Annotated in this window: 17 protein-coding genes; 16 read left to right on the top strand and 1 reads right to left on the bottom strand. The window is 67.3% G+C overall.

The genetic code is table 11. From position 1 onward, the window contains the following. Positions 1-56: 56 nt before the first annotated feature. The 13 genes from B043_RS0110790 (at position 57) to B043_RS0110730 (ending at position 12,554) form a co-directional block, all read left to right on the top strand. Entirely contained in the window at positions 57-821 is a 765-nt protein-coding gene (locus B043_RS0110790) for a tRNA (adenine-N1)-methyltransferase (protein WP_016329573.1), read from the top strand. Further along, positions 806-2,356 (top strand): Rqc2 family fibronectin-binding protein, encoded by a 1,551-nt coding sequence (locus tag B043_RS0110785; RefSeq protein ID WP_016329574.1) that lies wholly within the window; start codon positions 806-808, stop codon positions 2,354-2,356. Before B043_RS0110790 ends, B043_RS0110785 begins: the two co-directional genes overlap by 16 nt. A 23-nt stretch (positions 2,357-2,379) precedes the next feature. After that, entirely contained in the window at positions 2,380-2,730 is a 351-nt protein-coding gene (gene panD / locus B043_RS0110780) for an aspartate 1-decarboxylase (protein ID WP_016329575.1), read from the top strand. Further along, entirely contained in the window at positions 2,727-3,575 is an 849-nt protein-coding gene (mqnP, locus tag B043_RS0110775; protein ID WP_016329576.1) for a menaquinone biosynthesis prenyltransferase MqnP, read from the top strand. The genes panD and mqnP overlap by 4 nt, the downstream gene beginning before the upstream one ends. Positions 3,576-3,668: 93 nt before the next feature. Beyond that, positions 3,669-4,832 carry a TAXI family TRAP transporter solute-binding subunit gene (locus B043_RS0110770; RefSeq protein WP_144033119.1) on the top strand — a complete coding sequence of 388 codons (1,164 nt, stop codon included), beginning with the start codon at positions 3,669-3,671 and terminating at the stop codon, positions 4,830-4,832. Between the two features lie 3 nt (positions 4,833-4,835). Beyond that, positions 4,836-6,728 (top strand): TRAP transporter permease, encoded by a 1,893-nt coding sequence (locus B043_RS0110765; RefSeq protein ID WP_026234245.1) that lies wholly within the window; start codon positions 4,836-4,838, stop codon positions 6,726-6,728. A 34-nt stretch (positions 6,729-6,762) separates the two neighbouring features. Next, positions 6,763-7,332: a TetR/AcrR family transcriptional regulator gene (locus tag B043_RS0110760; RefSeq protein ID WP_016329579.1), complete on the top strand. Its 570-nt coding sequence runs from the start codon at positions 6,763-6,765 to the stop codon at positions 7,330-7,332. Then, positions 7,316-8,455 carry an acyl-CoA dehydrogenase family protein gene (locus B043_RS0110755; protein WP_016329580.1) on the top strand — a complete coding sequence of 380 codons (1,140 nt, stop codon included), beginning with the start codon at positions 7,316-7,318 and terminating at the stop codon, positions 8,453-8,455. The genes B043_RS0110760 and B043_RS0110755 overlap by 17 nt, the downstream gene beginning before the upstream one ends. A 12-nt stretch (positions 8,456-8,467) precedes the next feature. Beyond that, positions 8,468-8,914 (top strand): MaoC family dehydratase, encoded by a 447-nt coding sequence (locus tag B043_RS0110750; RefSeq protein WP_016329581.1) that lies wholly within the window; start codon positions 8,468-8,470, stop codon positions 8,912-8,914. Positions 8,915-9,073: 159 nt separating this feature from the next. Further along, complete coding sequence (locus tag B043_RS13240) at positions 9,074-9,241, top strand: PaaI family thioesterase (RefSeq protein WP_245538912.1); 168 nt, start codon at positions 9,074-9,076, stop codon at positions 9,239-9,241. A 43-nt stretch (positions 9,242-9,284) separates the two neighbouring features. Further along, positions 9,285-10,889 carry a long-chain fatty acid--CoA ligase gene (locus tag B043_RS0110740; RefSeq protein WP_016329582.1) on the top strand — a complete coding sequence of 535 codons (1,605 nt, stop codon included), beginning with the start codon at positions 9,285-9,287 and terminating at the stop codon, positions 10,887-10,889. A gap of 3 nt (positions 10,890-10,892) precedes the next feature. Then, positions 10,893-11,651, top strand: coding sequence for an SDR family oxidoreductase (locus tag B043_RS0110735; RefSeq protein WP_016329583.1), 759 nt, complete (start codon positions 10,893-10,895; stop codon positions 11,649-11,651). A gap of 24 nt (positions 11,652-11,675) precedes the next feature. Continuing rightward, a complete protein-coding gene (locus B043_RS0110730) occupies positions 11,676-12,554 on the top strand; it encodes a carbon-nitrogen hydrolase family protein (RefSeq protein WP_018461998.1) in 879 nt (292 codons plus the stop codon). On the opposite strand, the gene B043_RS0110725 is transcribed toward B043_RS0110730, so the two are convergent. After that, positions 12,511-13,416 (bottom strand): peptidylprolyl isomerase, encoded by a 906-nt coding sequence (locus B043_RS0110725; protein ID WP_016329585.1) that lies wholly within the window; start codon positions 13,414-13,416, stop codon positions 12,511-12,513. The two genes, B043_RS0110730 and B043_RS0110725, sit on opposite strands and share 44 nt — an antisense overlap. A gap of 26 nt (positions 13,417-13,442) precedes the next feature. Here B043_RS0110725 and hemE point away from each other — a divergent pair, with 26 nt between their 5' ends. From hemE to hemG, 3 genes are read left to right on the top strand one after another with little or no spacing between them, the layout of a single operon-like run. After that, complete coding sequence (gene hemE / locus B043_RS0110720; RefSeq protein ID WP_018461997.1) at positions 13,443-14,462, top strand: uroporphyrinogen decarboxylase; 1,020 nt, start codon at positions 13,443-13,445, stop codon at positions 14,460-14,462. Continuing rightward, on the top strand, positions 14,459-15,415 hold the full coding sequence (gene hemH / locus B043_RS0110715) for a ferrochelatase (protein WP_016329587.1): 957 nt from the start codon (positions 14,459-14,461) through the stop codon (positions 15,413-15,415). Before hemE ends, hemH begins: the two co-directional genes overlap by 4 nt. Beyond that, complete coding sequence (gene hemG / locus B043_RS0110710; RefSeq protein ID WP_026234244.1) at positions 15,400-16,758, top strand: protoporphyrinogen oxidase; 1,359 nt, start codon at positions 15,400-15,402, stop codon at positions 16,756-16,758. The genes hemH and hemG overlap by 16 nt, the downstream gene beginning before the upstream one ends. Positions 16,759-16,767: the final 9 nt, after the last annotated feature.

Raw genomic sequence — 16,767 nt, 5'->3', positions numbered from 1 at the left:
GTTTCTTTGACCTCTAAGCCTTGCGCCTCCAAGGAAGAGCCCGTAGAGTGGTCGGGATGGACGAGGGGCTTTTCCTCCTCAAGGACGGCAAGGGCCGGGCCTTCCTGGTGCGGGCGAAGCCCGGGGGGGTCTTCCACCACCACCGGGGAACGGTGCCCCACGAGGCCATCCTCGAGGCCGGCCCCGGGGGAAGGGTGAAAACCCACCTGGGGGAGGAGCTTTCCGTGCACCGGCCGAGCCTGGAGGAGTACGTCCTCCACATGAAGCGGAGCGCCACCCCCACCTACCCCAAGGACGCGAGCGCCATGGTGGCCCTTCTGGACCTGGCCCCGGGGATGCGGGTCCTGGAGGCGGGCACGGGCTCCGGGGGGCTCACCCTCTTCCTGGCCCGGGCGGTGGGGCCGGAAGGGCTTGTGGACAGCTACGAGGCCCGCCCCCAGCACCTCAAGCAGGCCGAGGCCAACGTGCGGGCCTTCTGGCCCCACGACAACGTCCGCTTCCACCTAAAAGCCCTGGAGGAGGCGGAGCTTGAGGGGGAGGCCTACCACGGGGTGGCCCTGGACCTCATGGAGCCCTGGAAGGTCCTCCCCAAAGCGGCCCTAGCCCTCATGCCCGACCGCTTCCTGGTGGCCTACCTCCCCAACATCACCCAGGTGCTGGAGCTGGTGAAGGGGGCGGAGGGGCTTCCCTTGAGGCTGGAAAGGGTCTTGGAGGTGGGTTGGCGGGAGTGGGAAATAAGGCTTCCCGTGGCCCACCCCCGCTTCCAGCAGGTGGGGCACACCGCCTTTTTGGTGGTCTTTCGCCGATGGAAGGCCTCCTGATCCACGCCCTCTTAAGGGAACTCCAGAAGGAGCTTCCCGCCCTCTTCCTGGGCCCGGCCTTCCCCGACGAAGCCACCCTGGCCCTCCTCCTCAAAGGGCGTTCGGGGCGGATCTTCAACCTGGTCCTCCGCTACCGCCCCCCAAGCCCGAGCCTGGTCCTGGAGGAAGGCCGCCTGGAGGGGGAGCCCAAAACCCCCTTCCAGCGCCTCCTTCAGGCCCGGCTGAAAGGCCCCCTCCTCGCCGCGGAACAGCTCAAGCTGGACCGGGTGGTCTTCCTCCGCTTCGGGGGGGAGAAGGGCTTCGTGGACACCCCCCCCTCCACCCTGGTCTTTGAGGCCACGGGGCGGAACGCCAACCTCCTTCTCCTGGACGAGGGGGGGACCATCCTGGGGGTGGACCGCCCCGTGGGGCGGGAGGTGAACCGCTACCGGGAGCTCCGCCCAGGCCTCCCCTACACCCCCCCGCCCCCCTACGAGAAGCTGGACCCGAGGACCCTAAGGGAAGAGGACCTCCGCGTCCTTTTGGGGAAGCCCCTCAAGGAGATCGTGCGCCAGGTGGACGGGGTGGGCTTAGAGCTCATGCGGGAGCTCGCCCGCCGGGCGGGCCTCACCCCGGAAACCCCCCTGGACGAGGCGGGGCTTCAGGCGGTCCACCGCGCCCTAAAGGCGTTGGTGGAGGACCCCTCCTTACGCACGGAGCTTTCCGAGGAGCTAAGGAGGAAGTGGGCCGAGGAGGAAAAGGAGGCCCTGAGGAAGCCCCTCCTCGAGGCCCTGGAGCGGGAGAAGAGAACCCTTCTCGCCCGGCTTTCCGACTACCAAAAGGCCCTGGAGCGCCTGGAGGAGGCCGAGGAGCTCAGGGCCAAGGCCGACCTCCTCCTGGCCCGGCTCAAGGCGGTGCCCCGGGGGGCGGAGCGGGCCGTCCTGGAGGGGTTCCAGGGGGAACGGGTGGAAATCCCTCTGGACCCCGCCCTCAGCCCCCAGGAGAACGCCAAGAAGCTCTACGAAAGGGCAAGGAGGCTTGAGGAGCAGGCGGAACGGGCCCTAGAGCTTATCCCCAAAACGGAAGAAAGGATCCGGGCCCTGGAGGAGGAGATGGAGAGGATCCGCCAGGCCGATCTGGAAGAGCTCCTCAGGCTTTCCCAAAGGCCCAAGGGAGAAAAGGACCTTAGGCTCGGCCTCCGCTACACCTCCCCTTCGGGCTTCACCGTGCTGGTGGGCCGGAACGCCAAGGAAAACGACCTCCTCACCCGCACCGCCCACTCCGAGGACCTCTGGTTCCACGCCCAAGGGGTGCCGGGAAGCCACGTGATCCTCCGGTGCGAGGGGAAAAACCCCCCTCTGGAGGACCTCCTCTTCGCCGCCCGCCTCGCGGCCTACCACTCCAAGGCCCGGGGGGAGCGCCAGGTGCCCGTGGACTACACCCGCAAGAAGCACGTCTGGCGGCCCCGCAAGGCCGCCCCCGGCCAGGTGCTCTACACCGGGGCCAAGACCCTCTTCGTGGAGGGCACCCTTCCCGAAGGGGAAGGAGGGGCGTAAACTTAGACCCCGTGAAGAGGGTGATGTTCCACGCCAAGATCCACCGGGCCACCGTGACCGAGGCCGACCTAAACTACGTGGGCTCGGTGACCGTGGACCAGGACCTCCTGGAGGCCGCGGGCATCCTGCCCTACGAGCAGGTGGACATCTACGACATCACCAACGGGGCCCGGCTCACCACCTACGCCCTGCCCGGCGAAAGGGGCTCGGGGGCGGTGAAGATCAACGGGGCCGCGGCCCATCTGGTGCGCCCGGGGGACCTGGTCATCATCGTGGCCTACGGGGTCTTTGACGAGGAGGAGGCCCGGAGCCTCAAGCCCACCGTGGTGCTGGTGGACGAGAAGAACCGGATCCTCGAGGTGCGCCAAGGGTGACCCGGATCAAGCTTTACCTGGACCTCGTCCGCTTTGAACACACCCTGTTCGCCCTCCCCTTCGCCTACGGGGGCATGCTCCTGGCCGCGGGGGGGTGGCCGGGGGGGCGGACCTTCCTCCTGGTGACCCTGGCCATGGTGGGGGCCAGGACCATGGCCATGGCCCTGAACCGGCTCATAGACTGGCGCATAGACGCCCTAAACCCCAGGACCAAGGACCGCCACCTTCCCAAGGGGCTGGTGAAGCCCTGGGAAACCCTCCTCCTGGCCCTTTTGGGCCTCCTCCTCCTGGTCTACGCGGGGCTTTCCCTAAACCCCCTCACGGCGCGCCTTCTCCCCGTGGCCGTCTTCTTCCTCACCGTCTACAGCTACACCAAGCGCTTCACCTGGCTCTGCCACTACGTCCTCGGGCTCACCATCGGGGCCGCGGCCGCGGGGGGGTGGATCGCGGTCACGGGCAGCTTCCACCCCACGGCCTACTGGCTCTGGGCGGGGGTGGGGCTTTGGATTGCGGGCTTTGACATCCTCTACGCCACCCAGGACTACGCCTTTGACCGGGCCTTTGGGGTGAAGAGCATCCCCGCCCGCTTCGGCATCCCCCTGGCCCTAAAGGTGGCCCGGGCCTCCCACCTCCTGGCCTGGACGGCCTTCCTCCTGGCGGGGCTTTCCTACGGGGCCGGGGCCCTTTACCACCTGGGGCTCCTCCTGGTGGGGGGGCTTCTCCTCTACGAGCACCGCCTGGTCTCCCCCGAGGACCTCTCTCGGGTGGACGTGGCCTTCTTCCAGGCCAACGTGGGGGTGAGCCTGGGGATGTTCCTCTTCATCGTGCTGGAGCTTTGGATCTAGAAGGCTCTGCTCCGCACATTGACAAGAGAACGCGAACTTGATATAGTGTACCCAGGGACCTACCGAACGGTCGGTTAAATCGGGAGGGTATCCATGAGGCTTTCCCTCATCTCTTTAGCAGTGGCAGCTCTGGGGTTGTTTGGCCTCCCAGGCCAGGGCCAAGCTAGCTTCCAGTGGCCCCGGCAACTAGTTTTCGGCTCCACGGAAGTCGGCACGGCAGGCTACTCCCTTTTGGTTGCGTGGAGCTCTGAGTTCAGCAACGCCACTGGGGTGCAAGTCAGGGTTTCTCCAGGATCTACCCCAACCATCACGGGCTGGCTCTTGGAGGGGCGGGTGGATTTTACCTCCGCTCCGCTCACCGTTTTGGTCGAAGCCCTTGACGGCGAACCGGGATACCGCCCCGGCCCCCTAAGGATCGTATACCCCGCCATCTTGACCCCGTGGGGCCTTATGGTCAGGGGAGACAGCCCCTACCGCCGCGTTCAAGATATCGGTCCGGGAGTGCGGATCGCTTGGCCGCCCTTTTCCTATTTCCATCGCATCCTGGATGGCCTCCTCGCTTGCCGAGGACTTAGCCGAGAACAGGTCCGCCTGGTACCCGTGGCCAACTACAACGCCAACTCCAGAGCGATCGCCGAGGGCAGTGCCGAACTGGCCTTTACCTCTCCCGTTTCCGACGTAAACATAGAGGTGGAGGGAAACCCTCGGGGCATCCGCTGGCTTTCCATACCCACCCCCCAGGAAGACCGGACCTGCCTGCAGCAGTGGCAAAGGGCCTACCCCCTTCTGCGCCTCATCCGGCCAGCAGACATCGGGGTGCAGTCGGCCCGAGGAGTACGCATGTTCGTAATCCCTAGCGTGTACTACAGCCGGGCGGACGTCAGCGAAGAGCTCGTATACCATCTGGTCAAGTGGCTGGACGAAAACCATAAAGTTTACAGGGAAAAACACAGCCTCGCCCGCTTCCAGAGCATAGAGAGCCTCCGCTTCATTGTGGAAAACATGGGAGTGCCCCTGCACCGAGGAACCGTGCGCTACCTGAAGGAAAAAGGGCTTTGGACGGAGCAGATGGCCCAAAAGCAAGAGACCGCCGAACGGCTCGTAGACCAGTACACCGCCCTCTACCAGAGGGCCTCCGCCTTGGCAAAGGCCAGACGGATCCCCACCGACCCCGCCAACGAGGCCTGGCAAAAGTTCTGGAACGACCTCCTCAAGGAGAACCGGGTGCCCCGCTTCTCCCAGGCCTGGCGGCCCTAAACTATGGAGGGGCGCTACGGAACCCTGCCAACCTGGGTCAAGGCCTGGGTTAGTGTGTCTGCTCTTGCGGGTTTTGGGGTCATTTTCTACTATTTCTTTGGGAGTAGACTCCTACAGCAGGCTCTACTGGACTTTAGCTATTATTGGCTCCTCCTCGCCCTTTTCTTCCCTTTAGTTTTCCTCCTCTTCCCCGCAAAACCCAGCCAGGCCCGGCCTGCCTGGTACGACCACTTGCTGAGTCTGGGAAGCTTGGGCGGAGGGGCGGTGCTGGCCTGGCATGGGCCTTCTATGGTTCTCCGCCCGTGGACGAACCCAGAAAATCCATGGCAGATAGCCTTGGCCCTCTTCCTTCTCATAGCTGTTCTGGAAGGCGCCAGGCGGGTGGGAGGGTTGGGCTTTTCCTTGGTAACCCTCTTCCTCAGCACCTATCCCTTGGTGGCACCCTACATGCCAGGGGCGCTCTGGGGGCCGCCCATAACCTGGCAGGAGTTGCTGGGATATGGCATCTATTCCACCCAAGGTCTTTTGGGCCTCCCCATGCGCACCGTAGGCGAGCTTTTGGTTGGATTTCTAGTTCTCGCCTCCTTTCTAATAGCTAGCGGAGCGGGGCAGGCCTTTCTTGAAATCGCATCATCCCTATTCGGCTGGGCACGAGGCGGCGCGGCTAAAGTAAGCGTTGTGGCTAGCGCCTTTTTTGGGAGCCTAAGCGGAAGCATTCTCTCAAACGTAGCAAGCACAGGAAGCCTGACCATTCCTGCCATGATCCGGTCAGGCTTCCCTAAAGCCTATGCGGCTGCCGTGGAGGCCTGCGCCTCCACAGGGGGGGTCCTTATGCCCCCGGTCATGGGGGCCGTGGCCTTTGTGATGGCCACCCTGCTAGGGGTGCCCTATGGGCAGGTGGTCTTGGCGGCAACCATCCCCTCCCTACTCTACTACCTTTCCCTGTTCGCCCATGTAGATCTCTACGCGGCACGCCAAGGCCTAAGAGGCCTTCCAAGAGAAGATCTACCCCTGTTGGGAGAGGCTCTGCGGCGAGGATTGCCCTTTCTTCTCGTTCTGGGGTTTCTCGTCTTTGCTCTCCTTTACCTGAGGCTGGAGCGCTTTGCACCGTTCTACGCCCTCGGGCTGCTTCTTTTGCTGCTCATCCGGGAACTCTCTTTCCAGAAGCTCCTCCAGGCCCTTATCGCCGGAGCTTCGCTGATCGGCCAAACCTTGGCCCTCATCCTGCCTGTAGGGCTGATCCTGGCGGGTCTTCTGGGGACCGGGGTAGCCCCTGCCCTCACCAGCACCCTAGTCCGGGCAGGCCAAGACAACCTCCTGCTGGTACTCTTCCTGGGGGTGGCTGTGGCCTTCCTTTTGGGGATGGCGGGGGTAATGGTGGCGGCCTACATCCTGCTCGCGGTGACCTTGGTGCCTGCCTTGGCACGCCTGGGGGAGTTCAACCCCCTTTCCCTCCATCTGTTCGTCGCCTACTGGTCCATGCTCTCCGCCATCACGCCCCCCGTCGCCGTGGCCGCCTTCCTTGCAGCCCGGATCGCCGGCGCGCACCCCATGGCCTCGGCCTGGCAATCCGTGAAGCTAGGATTGGCCATCTATTTCATCCCCTTCTTCTTCCTCTTTGAGCCTGCCCTGGTTTTCCAAGGAAGTATCGCATTCATCCTTGTTCATGGCCTTTTAGCAGCGGTTGGAATCCTCTTACTCGTAGGAGGGCTCGAGGGGTACCTCTGGGGCCTAGGCCCTCTACCCTTTTGGAGCCGTCCCGCCTACGTCATCCTCGGTTTCCTCCTCGCCTTGCCAGAGGGTTTGTCTAGCCTCCTAGCCCTCTTCCTAAGCATAGCCCTGACCGTATGGCTAAGAACCCAAAAACGGTTGACAACCCCCCCCGGGCTGCAGTAAGGTGTCCTTACCGACCGGTCGGTGAGGTCTGGCCATGGACACCCGCACCCGCATCCTCCAGGAGGCCGCCCAGCTCTTCACGGAGAAAGGCTACGAGGCCACCAGCGTCCAGGACCTCGCCGAGGCCCTGGGCCTTTCCAAGGCCGCGCTTTACCACCACTTCCGGAGCAAAGAGGAGATCCTCCTGGAGATCAGCCTCCTGGCCCTAAAGGGCCTGGTCCGGGCCGGGGAGGAGGCCCTGAAGGTGGAAGACCCCAAGGAGGCCCTCCTCGCCTTCATGACCGCCCACGCCCGCTATTTTGAGGAGAACCGCCCCTTCTTCGTGGCCATGCTCCAGGGGCTAGAAAGCCTCTCCCCCGAGGGCCGGGCCAAGACCGTGGCCCTGCGGGACCGGCACGAGGGGAACCTCCGGGCCATCCTCCGGCGGGGGGTGGAAGAGGGGGCCTTCCGCCCGGTGGACGTGGCCCTGGCGGGGCGGGCGGTGCTCTCCCTCCTCAACTGGATGATCCGCTGGTTCAAACCCGGTGGCCCCAAGCGGGCGGAGGAGGTGGCGCGGGAGTACTTTGACCTCATCCATAGGGGGCTCCATGTGGAAGGAAGCTGAGCAGAAGGAGATCCGGGCCCTGGCCCGGAGGTTCTTGGAGGAGGCCAAGGGGGTCCTCCCCGAGTACGAGGCTAAGGAGGCCTTCCCCTGGCCCCTGGTGCGGCGGATGGCCGAGCTCGGCCTCTTCGGGGTCTTCGTCCCCGAGGGGCTCGGGGGGGCGGGGCTGGACTTCTGGGCTTACCTGGCCCTTCTGGAGGAGATGGGGGGATACGGCTCCTTGCGCTCCATCCTCTCCGTGCAGCAGAGCCTGGTCCTCTCCCCCCTCCTCGCCTACGGCACCGAGGCCCAGAAGGCCCGGTACGTGCCCCCTTTGGCCCGGGGGGAGGTCCTGGGGGCCTTCTGCCTCACGGAGCCCGAGGCGGGCTCGGACGCGGCAAGCCTCCGGACCCGGGCCCACCGGGATGGGGACGGGTATGTCCTCGAGGGCCAGAAGACCTTCATCTCCCACGGCAACGTGGCCGAGGTCTTCCTCGTCTTCGCCAAGACGGACCCCGAGAAGGGGGCCAAGGGGATCACCGCCTTTTTGGTGGAGCGGAAGGACGGGGTGAGGAGCACGCCCCTTAAGGGGAAGCTCGGCCTCAGGGCCGCGGACACGGGGATGGTCTTCCTGGACGGGGTATGGGTGCCCAAGGACCGCGTTTTGGGGGAGGAGGGGATGGGCTTTCGGATCGCCCTTTCCACCCTGGACACGGGCCGGATCTCCCTGGCCGCAGGCTCCGTGGGGATCAGCCAGAAAGCCCTGGAGATCGCCCTCGCCCACGTGAAGGAAAGGAAGCAGTTCGGGAAGCCCCTCGCGGCCTTCCAGCTGGTCCAGGCCACCCTGGCGGAGATGAAGGCCGAGCTGGAGGCCTCGAGGCTCCTCACCTACCAGGCCGCGGCCAAGAAGCTCTCGGGGGCGCGCTACACCCTGGAGGCCAGCCTGGCCAAGCTCTTCGCCTCCGAGGCCGCGAACCGCAACGCCTACCGGGCCATCCAGCTCCTTGGGGGGTACGGCTTCTTTGAGGAGTACGAGGCGGCCCGGCTCTACCGGGACGCCCGGGTGGCCACCCTCTACGAGGGGACGAACGAGATCCAGAAGCTCATCATCGGCGCGGAGCTCACCGGCCTCCGGGCCTTCAGCTAGGAGGTGAGGCGCATGCCCATGTACTTTGAGGACTTCCAGGTAGGCCAGACCTTCAGGACCCCAGCCCGCACGGTGACGGAGGCGGACGTGGTGAACTTCGCCGGGGTCTCGGGGGATTACAACCCCATCCACACCGACGCGGAGTTCGCCAAGGAAACCCCCTTCGGCCAGCGCATCGCCCATGGGCTTTTGGTGCTCTCCATGCTCACGGGCCTGAGGCAGCGCTCGGGGCACTTTGAGGGCACGGTCATCGCCTGGATGGAGATCCGGAACTACCGCTTCCTCAAGCCCGTCTTCATCGGGGACACGGTCCATGGGGAAAGCGAGATCCTGGAGAAGCGGGAGACCTCCAAGCCCGACCGGGGCATCCTGGTGCAGCGGGTTAGGGTCTACAACCAGCGGGGCGAGGTGGTGCAGGAAGGGGAGTTCGTGACCATGGTCCGGCGGAGGCCGGCGTGAGCCCCTTTGCCCGGTGGTTCGGCGCGAAGGTGCTAAAGCGGGAAGGGGGCGAGGCGGAGCTTGCCCTGGAGGTGCGGGAGGAGTTCCTCCAGGGGCAGGGCCTGGTCCACGGGGGATCCTGGCCGCCCTCCTGGACAGCGCCCTGGGCCAGGCGGTGGGGTGCGGGTGGTCACCGCGGAGCTTTCCGTGAGCTACCTGCGGCCGGTGCGAGGGGGCTCCCTCCTCGCCCGGGGGTGGGTGGTCCACCCCGGAAAACACCTCCTTCACGCCGCGGGGGAAGCGCTCCTGGAGGGAAGGCGCGTGGCCTTCGCCAAGGGGGTCTTCTAGCGGGTAGGGGAATATACTGGGTCCAACGCCTAAGGAGGTGGGCATGTTCCCAAGCACCATGATGGAGGAGGAGCTCAACCTTTGGGACTTCCTGGAGCGGGCGGCGGAGCTTTTCGGAAAGAAAGAGGTGGTCTCCCGCCTGCACACCGGGGAGATCCACCGCACGGACTATGCTCGGGTCCACCGCCGGGCCAAACGGCTCATGGGGGGCCTGAGGGCCTTAGGGGTGGGCGTGGGGGACCGGGTGGCCACCCTGGGCTTCAACCACTTCCGCCACCTCGAGGCCTACTTCGCCGTGCCCGGGATGGGGGCCGTGCTCCACACCGCCAACCCCCGCCTCTCCCCCAAGGAGATCGCCTACATCCTGAACCACGCGGAGGACAAGGTCCTCCTCTTTGACCCGGGCCTCCTCCCCCTGGTGGAGGCCCTCCGGCCGGAGCTCAAGACCGTGGAGCACTTCGTGGTCATGGACGAACGGGCCCCCGAAGGGTACCTGAGCTACGAAGAGGTCCTGGGGGAAGAGGCCGAACCCGTGCGCGTCCCCGAACGGGCGGCCTGCGGCATGGCCTACACCACCGGGACCACGGGCCTGCCCAAGGGGGTGGTCTACAGCCACCGGGCCCTGGTCCTCCACACCCTGGCGGCGAGCCTTGCGGACGGCACCGCCCTTTCGGAAAGGGACGTGGTCCTCCCCGTGGTGCCCATGTTCCACGTGAACGCCTGGTGCCTCCCCTACGCGGCCACCCTGGTGGGGGCCAAGCAGGTCCTGCCCGGGCCCCGGCTGGACCCCGCCTCCCTGGTGGAGCTCATGGACGGGGAGGGGGTCACCTTCACCGCGGGGGTGCCCACGGTGTGGCTGGCCCTGGCGGAGCACCTGGAGGCCACGGGCCACCGCCTCAAAACCCTGAAGCGCCTGGTGGTGGGGGGAAGCGCGGCCCCTAGGAGCCTCATCGGGCGCTTTGAGCGCATGGGGATTGAGGTGCGCCAGGGCTACGGCCTCACGGAGACCTCCCCCGTGGTGGTGCAGAACTTCACCAAGAGCCACCTGGAAACCCTCTCCCCCGAAGAAAAGCTCACGCTCAAGGCCAAGACCGGCCTCCCCATCCCCCTGGTGCGCCTCAGGGTGGCGGACGAGAGGGGCCAGCCCGTGCCCAAGGACGGGAAGACCATGGGGGAGATCCAGCTCAAGGGCCCCTGGATCACCGGGGGGTACTACAAAAACGAGGAGGCAAGCCGGCTGGCCCTTACGGCGGACGGCTGGTTCCGCACGGGGGACATGGCCGTGTGGGACGAGGAGGGCTACCTGGAGATCAAGGACCGGCTCAAGGACCTCATCAAGTCGGGCGGGGAGTGGATCTCCAGCGTGGACCTGGAAAACGCCCTCATGGGCCACCCCAAGGTGAAGGAGGCGGCGGTGGTGGCCATCCCCCACCCCAAGTGGCAGGAAAGGCCCCTGGCGGTGGTGGTGCCCCGGGGGGAGAGGCCCACCCCGGAGGAGCTGAACGAGCACCTCCTCCAGGCGGGCTTCGCCAAGTGGCAGCTCCCCGACGCCTACGTCTTCGTGGAGGAGATCCCGAGGACCAGCGCCGGCAAGTTCCTGAAGCGGGCCCTGAGGGAGCAATACAAGAACCTGTACGGGGGAGGGTAGCCGATGTTTCTGGAAAAGTTCCGCCTAGACGGGAAGGTGGCCCTGGTCACCGGGGGCTCGAGGGGGCTTGGCCTCGAGGCCGCCCTGGCCCTGAGGGAGGCGGGGGCCCAGGTGGCGGTCATGGCCCGCCGGGCCAGCTTCTTTGAGGAGGCCAGGAAGCACCTCCCAGACGCCCTTTACCTGGAAGGGGACGTGCGGGACGAGGCCCGGGTGGAAGCCGTGGTGGAGGAGGTGGAAAGGAGCCTAGGCCCCCTCACCGTCCTGGTGAACGCGGCCGGGGTGAGCTGGGGCGCCCCCTCCTTGGAAATGCCCGCGGAGAAGGTGCGGGAGGTCTTGGAGGTGAACCTCGTGGGGGCCTTCCTGGTAAGCCGGGCCGCCGCCAGGAGGATGAAGGAGCGGGGCTACGGCAAGATCGTCCACATCGCCTCCATCGCCGGGCTCAAGGGGGAGTTCCCCGAGGTGTTGGACGCGGTGGGCTACTCCGCCTCCAAGGGGGGGCTCATCGCCCTCACCCGGGACACCGCGGCCAAGTGGGGCCGGTGGGGCATCCGGGTGAACGCCTTGGCCCCCGGCTTCTTCCCCACCCGCATGACGGAAAAGGTCCTGCCCAAGGCGGAGGCCTTCCTCAAGGCCTTCACCCCCTTGGGCCGGGCGGGGCAGCCGGGGGAGCTTGGGGGGGCGGTGCTCTTCCTGGCCAGCCCCGCCTCGGACTACGTCACGGGGGCCGTCCTCACGGTGGACGGAGGGGCCAGCGCGGTTTAAGCACCCCAAGGAAAGGGCACCCAGATGGGCTTCCGCACCCTGCTTGCCCTCCAAACCGAGGTCCACCCCGAGCACTACCGCACGGAGGAGGCCTTCCGGGAAAGGGTCTTCGCCCTCCTAAGGCCCTTAGAGGGCACCCCTTCCCCCCGCCTCGCCGCCTTTCCGGAGCTCTTCGGCCTCCCCCTCCTCCTCCACCTGGAGGGGGACTTCCACCCGCGGGAACTCCTGAAAGACCCCCTAAGCCCCTGGCGGCGGGCCCGGCGGGCCTATAGGGCCTTCCGGGACACCATGGCCGAGGCCGCCCGGCGCTTTTCGGCCTACCTCCTTGCGGGCACCCTCCTCTCCCCCCCCTACGAGGAGGAGCTTGCCCGGGGGCTTTTCCCCCGCACCCCCCTCTTTCAGAACCTGGCCCTCTTCTTCAACCCCCAAGGCCGCCTCCTGGCCCAGGTGCCCAAGATGGAGCTCACCCCACAGGAGCGCTGGCTGAAGCGGGGGGCCTTCGGACCCCACCTGGTGGCCACCCAGGCCGGGCGGGTGGGGGTTCTCATCTGCCTGGACGGTTTCTTTGAAGCCCACCTGGCCCGGCTGGACGCCCTGGGGGCGGAACTCCTCCTCCAGCCCTCGGCCAACCCTGCCCCTTGGGAGCGCCCCTGGCCCAAGGACCCAAGCCGGAAGGAGGGGGAGGTGTGGCTGGCCTCCGCCCGGGCACGGCTCCTGGGGCGGGAGAACCTTGGGCTCCTCCTGAACCCCATGCTGAACGGGAGGATCCTGGGCCTCACCTTTGAAGGGCAAAGCGGGATCTACGCCCCCGGGGAGGCCCTACGGCTGGCCCAGGGGCCCACGGGGGACGAGGCTCTCCTTATAACCTTTCCGGAAAGATCTGGATGGGATAGGGGCGGATGAGGGCCCGGCTGAGCCTCTCCCAGGCCCGGTCCAGGATGGGGGCCTTAAGCTCCTCCGCCACCTCCTCCAGGGGGACGCGCCCCGCGGGGAGGAGCCTCTCCAGAAGGATCAGGTGGTAGCCGAACTCCGTGCGCACCGGGGCGGAGACCTCCCCTGGCCTTAAGGCCCACAGGGCCTGGTCAAAGGCGGGCACGTAGGCCCCCCTGGCCTCGCACCCCAAGGCCCCCCCTTGGGGGGCGGAGCCGGGGTCTTGGGAGTGGGCCTGGGCCAGCTCGGCGAAGGAAGCCCCCCGCTCCAGCCGGTTTAGGAGGTCCTTGGCCTCCTCCAAGGTGGGCACCAGGATGTGCCGGGCGCAGGCCAGGGCGGGCCTCCTTGGGGGGTTTAGGTGGTAGAGGAAGCGGAGGGCGGCCGGGGAGACCTGAAGCCGGGCACGGTAGCGGGCCTCCAGGGCCTCCAGGGCCAGGGCCTCCCGGAGGAGGGTGCGGTAGGTGGGGAGGTCGGGAAGGCCCGCGCCCCTTAAGGCCTCCAAGAAGGCCTCCTCGCTGGGGAAGGCCCCCCTAAGCTCCTGGACGCGGGCTTCCACCTCTTCCTCTTTGGGGAAAAGCCCCTCCCTTTGGGCCCTTAGGAGGAGGGCCCGCTCCTCGGCCAGGGCCTCGAGGTAGGGCGCGCGGTACTGGGCGAGGAGGGCGCGGGTCTCCTCCGTGTCGGGCAGGCCCAGCTGGCCAAGGGCGCTTTTGATGAAGAGGCCGTAGCGGAGCTCAAAGGCCTCCTTGGTGATGGCCTCGGGGCCCACCTGGGCCACCACGTTCTCCTGGGCCGAGGCCAGGCCGAGGGCAAGGAAAAGGGCTAGAAAAAGACGCATGCCCCATCCTACCACCCTAGGGTAGGATGGGGGGCGTGGACGATCTGATCCTTAGGGCCGCCCGGGGGGAGCCCACCCCCCGCCCCCCGGTCTGGTTCATGCGCCAGGCCGGGCGCTACCAGGCCTCCTACCGGCGCATCCGGGAGCGCTACAGCCTGGTGGAGATCGTGAGGGAACCCGAGCTTTGCGTGGAGGTCACCCTGCTGCCGGTGCGGGAACTGGGGGTGGACGCAGCCATCCTCTTCGCGGACATCACCACCCCCCTCTACGGCATGGGGGTGGACCTGAGCCTGGTGGAGGGGAAGGGGCCCGTGATCCACCGCCCCATCCGCACCTCGGAGGATGTGGAGGCCCTAAGGCCCTTGGAGCCCGAGGAGGCCGTGCCCTTCGTCCTGGAGAGCATCAGGCGCCTCAAGGAGGTGCTAAAGGTGCCCCTCATCGGCTTCGCCGGGGCCCCCTTCACCCTGGCGAGCTACCTGGTGGAGGGGGGGCCAAGCCGGCACTTCCTGGAGGTGAAGGGCCTCATGTACCGGGAGGAGGCCCTCTGGCACCGCCTCATGGAGAAGCTCACCGAGGCCATGGCCCGCTACCTCCTGGCCCAGAAAGCGGCAGGGGCCGACCTCCTCCAGGTCTTTGACTCCTGGGTGGGGGCCCTTGCCCCTGCGGACTACCGCCGCTACGTGAAGCCCCACATGGAAAGGCTTTTCGGGATGCTAAAAGGGGCGGGGCCCGTGATCCACTTCGGCGTGGGCACCATGGGCCTCCTTAAGGACATGCAGGAGGCGGGGGGGGAGGTCATCGGCCTGGACCACCACACCCCCCTCCCCTGGGCCCGGGGGGTCCTGGGGGACACCCCCGTGCAGGGCAACCTGGACCCCGCCCTCCTCTTCGCCCCCAAGGAGGTGATCCGGCGGGAGGTGGGGCGGATCCTGGCGGAAAACGCAGGCCGCCCCGGACACATCTTCAACCTGGGGCACGGGATTCTGCCCAAGACCCCAGAAGAACACGTGCGCTACGTGGTAGAACTCCTGAAGGAGGGAAGATGAACGTCCTTCTCATGGCGTACGGCACCCCTTACGGCCCTGAGGACCTCGAGCCCTACTACACGGACATCCGCCGGGGCAAAAAGCCCCCCCATGAGCTCCTGGAGGAGCTCCAGGGCCGCTACGAGGCCATCGGCAAAAGCCCCCTGAACGAGATCACCCTGGTCCAGGCCATAAGGCTTCAGGCCCTCCTGAACCTCGAGGCCCCCCCCTACCCCCGCCGCCTCCAGGGGCCCTTCCCCCCCCGGGCCCCCCAGGGGCCGGCCCGGGTCTACGTGGGCACCAAGCACTGGCTCCCCTCCATCGGGGAGGCGGTGGCGGCCATGCACGAGGACGGGGTGCGGCGGGCGGTGGCCATCGTGGCCGCCCCCCACTACTCCTTAAGGAGCGTGGCCGAGTACAAGGAGAAGGTGGAGCAGGCCCTAAAGGGCCTCCCCGACCCCATAGAGATGGTCTGGGTGGAAAGCTACGAGGCCCACCCCGGCCTCATCGCCTGCTACGCAAGAAGGGTAGAGGAGGCCATCTGGCGGCTTAGGGAGCCGAAAAAGGCGGCCTTCGTCTTCACCGCCCACTCCATCCCCGTCGCCGCGGTGGAGCGGGGGGACCCCTACCCCAGGCAGGTGGAGAAGACGGCGGAGCTGGTGGCCAAGCGCCTGGGCCTCCCCCGCTTCAGCGTGGCCTACCAGTCCGCGGGCCGCACCCCCGAGCCCTGGCTCGGCCCCGACATCAACGAGCACCTGAGGGCCCTTAAGGAGGAGGGGTACGAGGAGGTGGTGGTGACCGCGGTGGGCTTCCCCGCGGACCACCTGGAGGTCTTCTACGACCTGGACCTCGAGGCCCAGGCCACGGCCCAGGAGGTGGGCCTAAGGCTCCTCCGCACCCGGAGCCTGAACGCCGACCTGGACTACATCCAGGTCCTGAAGGACCTGGTGGAGGCGGCGTGGCTCAGGTCGTAGTGGTGGGCGGGGGCTGGGCGGGGCTTTCCGCCGCCCTCGCCCTCAAGGAGGCCGGGGCGGAGGTCCTCCTCCTGGAAGGGAACTTAAGGCTTGGGGGCAAAGTGCGCACCCACCGCCAGGAGGGCTTTCTCCTGGAGGGGGGGCCGGACGCCAGCGTGCGCTACAAGAAGGAGGTCTTGGAGCTTGGGGAGCGGTTTGGCCTGGAGCCCGTGGGGACCCTCCCCGCCAAGCCCTCGGCCTACATCCTCAAAGGGGGCAAGGCCCACCCCCTGCCCGAGGGCCTTCTCCAGGTGGTGCCGGGGGACCTGAGGGCCCTGGCCAAAACCCCTCTCCTCTCCTTCTCGGGGAAGCTTAGGGCCCTCTTAGACCTCCTCCTCCCCCGGGGTGGCGCCCCGGACGAGGGCCTGAAGGCCTTCGTGGAACGGCGGCTTGGGCCCGAGGTCTACCGGGCCCTGGTGGCCCCCTTGAGCGGGGGGATCTACGGGGGGGAGCCGGACGAGCTTTCCATGCGGGCGGCCTTCCCCCAGCTTTTGGAGCTGGAGCGGAAGCACCGGAGCCTCATCCTGGGGGCCATGCGGGCCAGGAAGGCCCGGGGGAGCCGGGAGGGGGGAAGCCTCTTCTTCTCCTTCCGGGAAGGGCTTTCCGCCCTCACCCGCAAGATGGCGGAGGCCCTTTCGGAAAGCGTCCTCCTCGGCACCCCGGCCCTAGGCCTCGAGGCCCAGGGAAGCCGCTACCGGGTCCACACCCCAAGGGGCTTCCTGGAGGCGGAGGCGGTGGTCCTGGCCACCCCGGCCCCCCAGGCGGCCGCGCTCTTAAGGCCCTTCCTCCCCGAGGCCACCGCCCTCTTAAAGGGCATCCCCCACACCCCCGCGGCCACGGTGAGCCTGGCCTTCGCCGAGGCGCTTCCCCTTTCCGGCCACGGCCTCCTCATCGCCAAGGGGGAGGGGTACAGGGTGCGGGGCTTCACCTGGACCCACCAGAAGTGGCCGGAAAGGGCCCCGGAAGGCTTCAGCCTGGTGCGGGCCTACCTCTCGGGGGAGGAGGCCCGCCTGGGCGAGGCCGAGCTCATCCGCCTGGCCCTGGAGGACCTCGCCCGCTTCCTTGGCTTTACGCCCAAGGTCCACCGGGCCTGGGCCTTCCGCTTCCCCGAGGGGATGCCCGCCTACCGGGTGGGGCACCTGGAGCGGATTGAGCGGCTGGAGATGGCCCTCCTCAAGGCCCCCGGGGTGTTCCTAGCGGGGAACTACCTGGAGGGGGTGGGCCTCCCCGAGGTGGTGCGCTCCGGCAGGAAGGCGGCCGCCAGGGCCCTGGCGTATCTGGCCTTGGAAAAGGCCCCGGGCTAGCGGAAAAGG

The organism is Thermus oshimai DSM 12092 (assembly GCF_000373145.1).
Lineage (GTDB): Bacteria > Deinococcota > Deinococci > Deinococcales > Thermaceae > Thermus > Thermus oshimai.
This window is presented reverse-complemented; position numbering and strand designations above follow the sequence as displayed.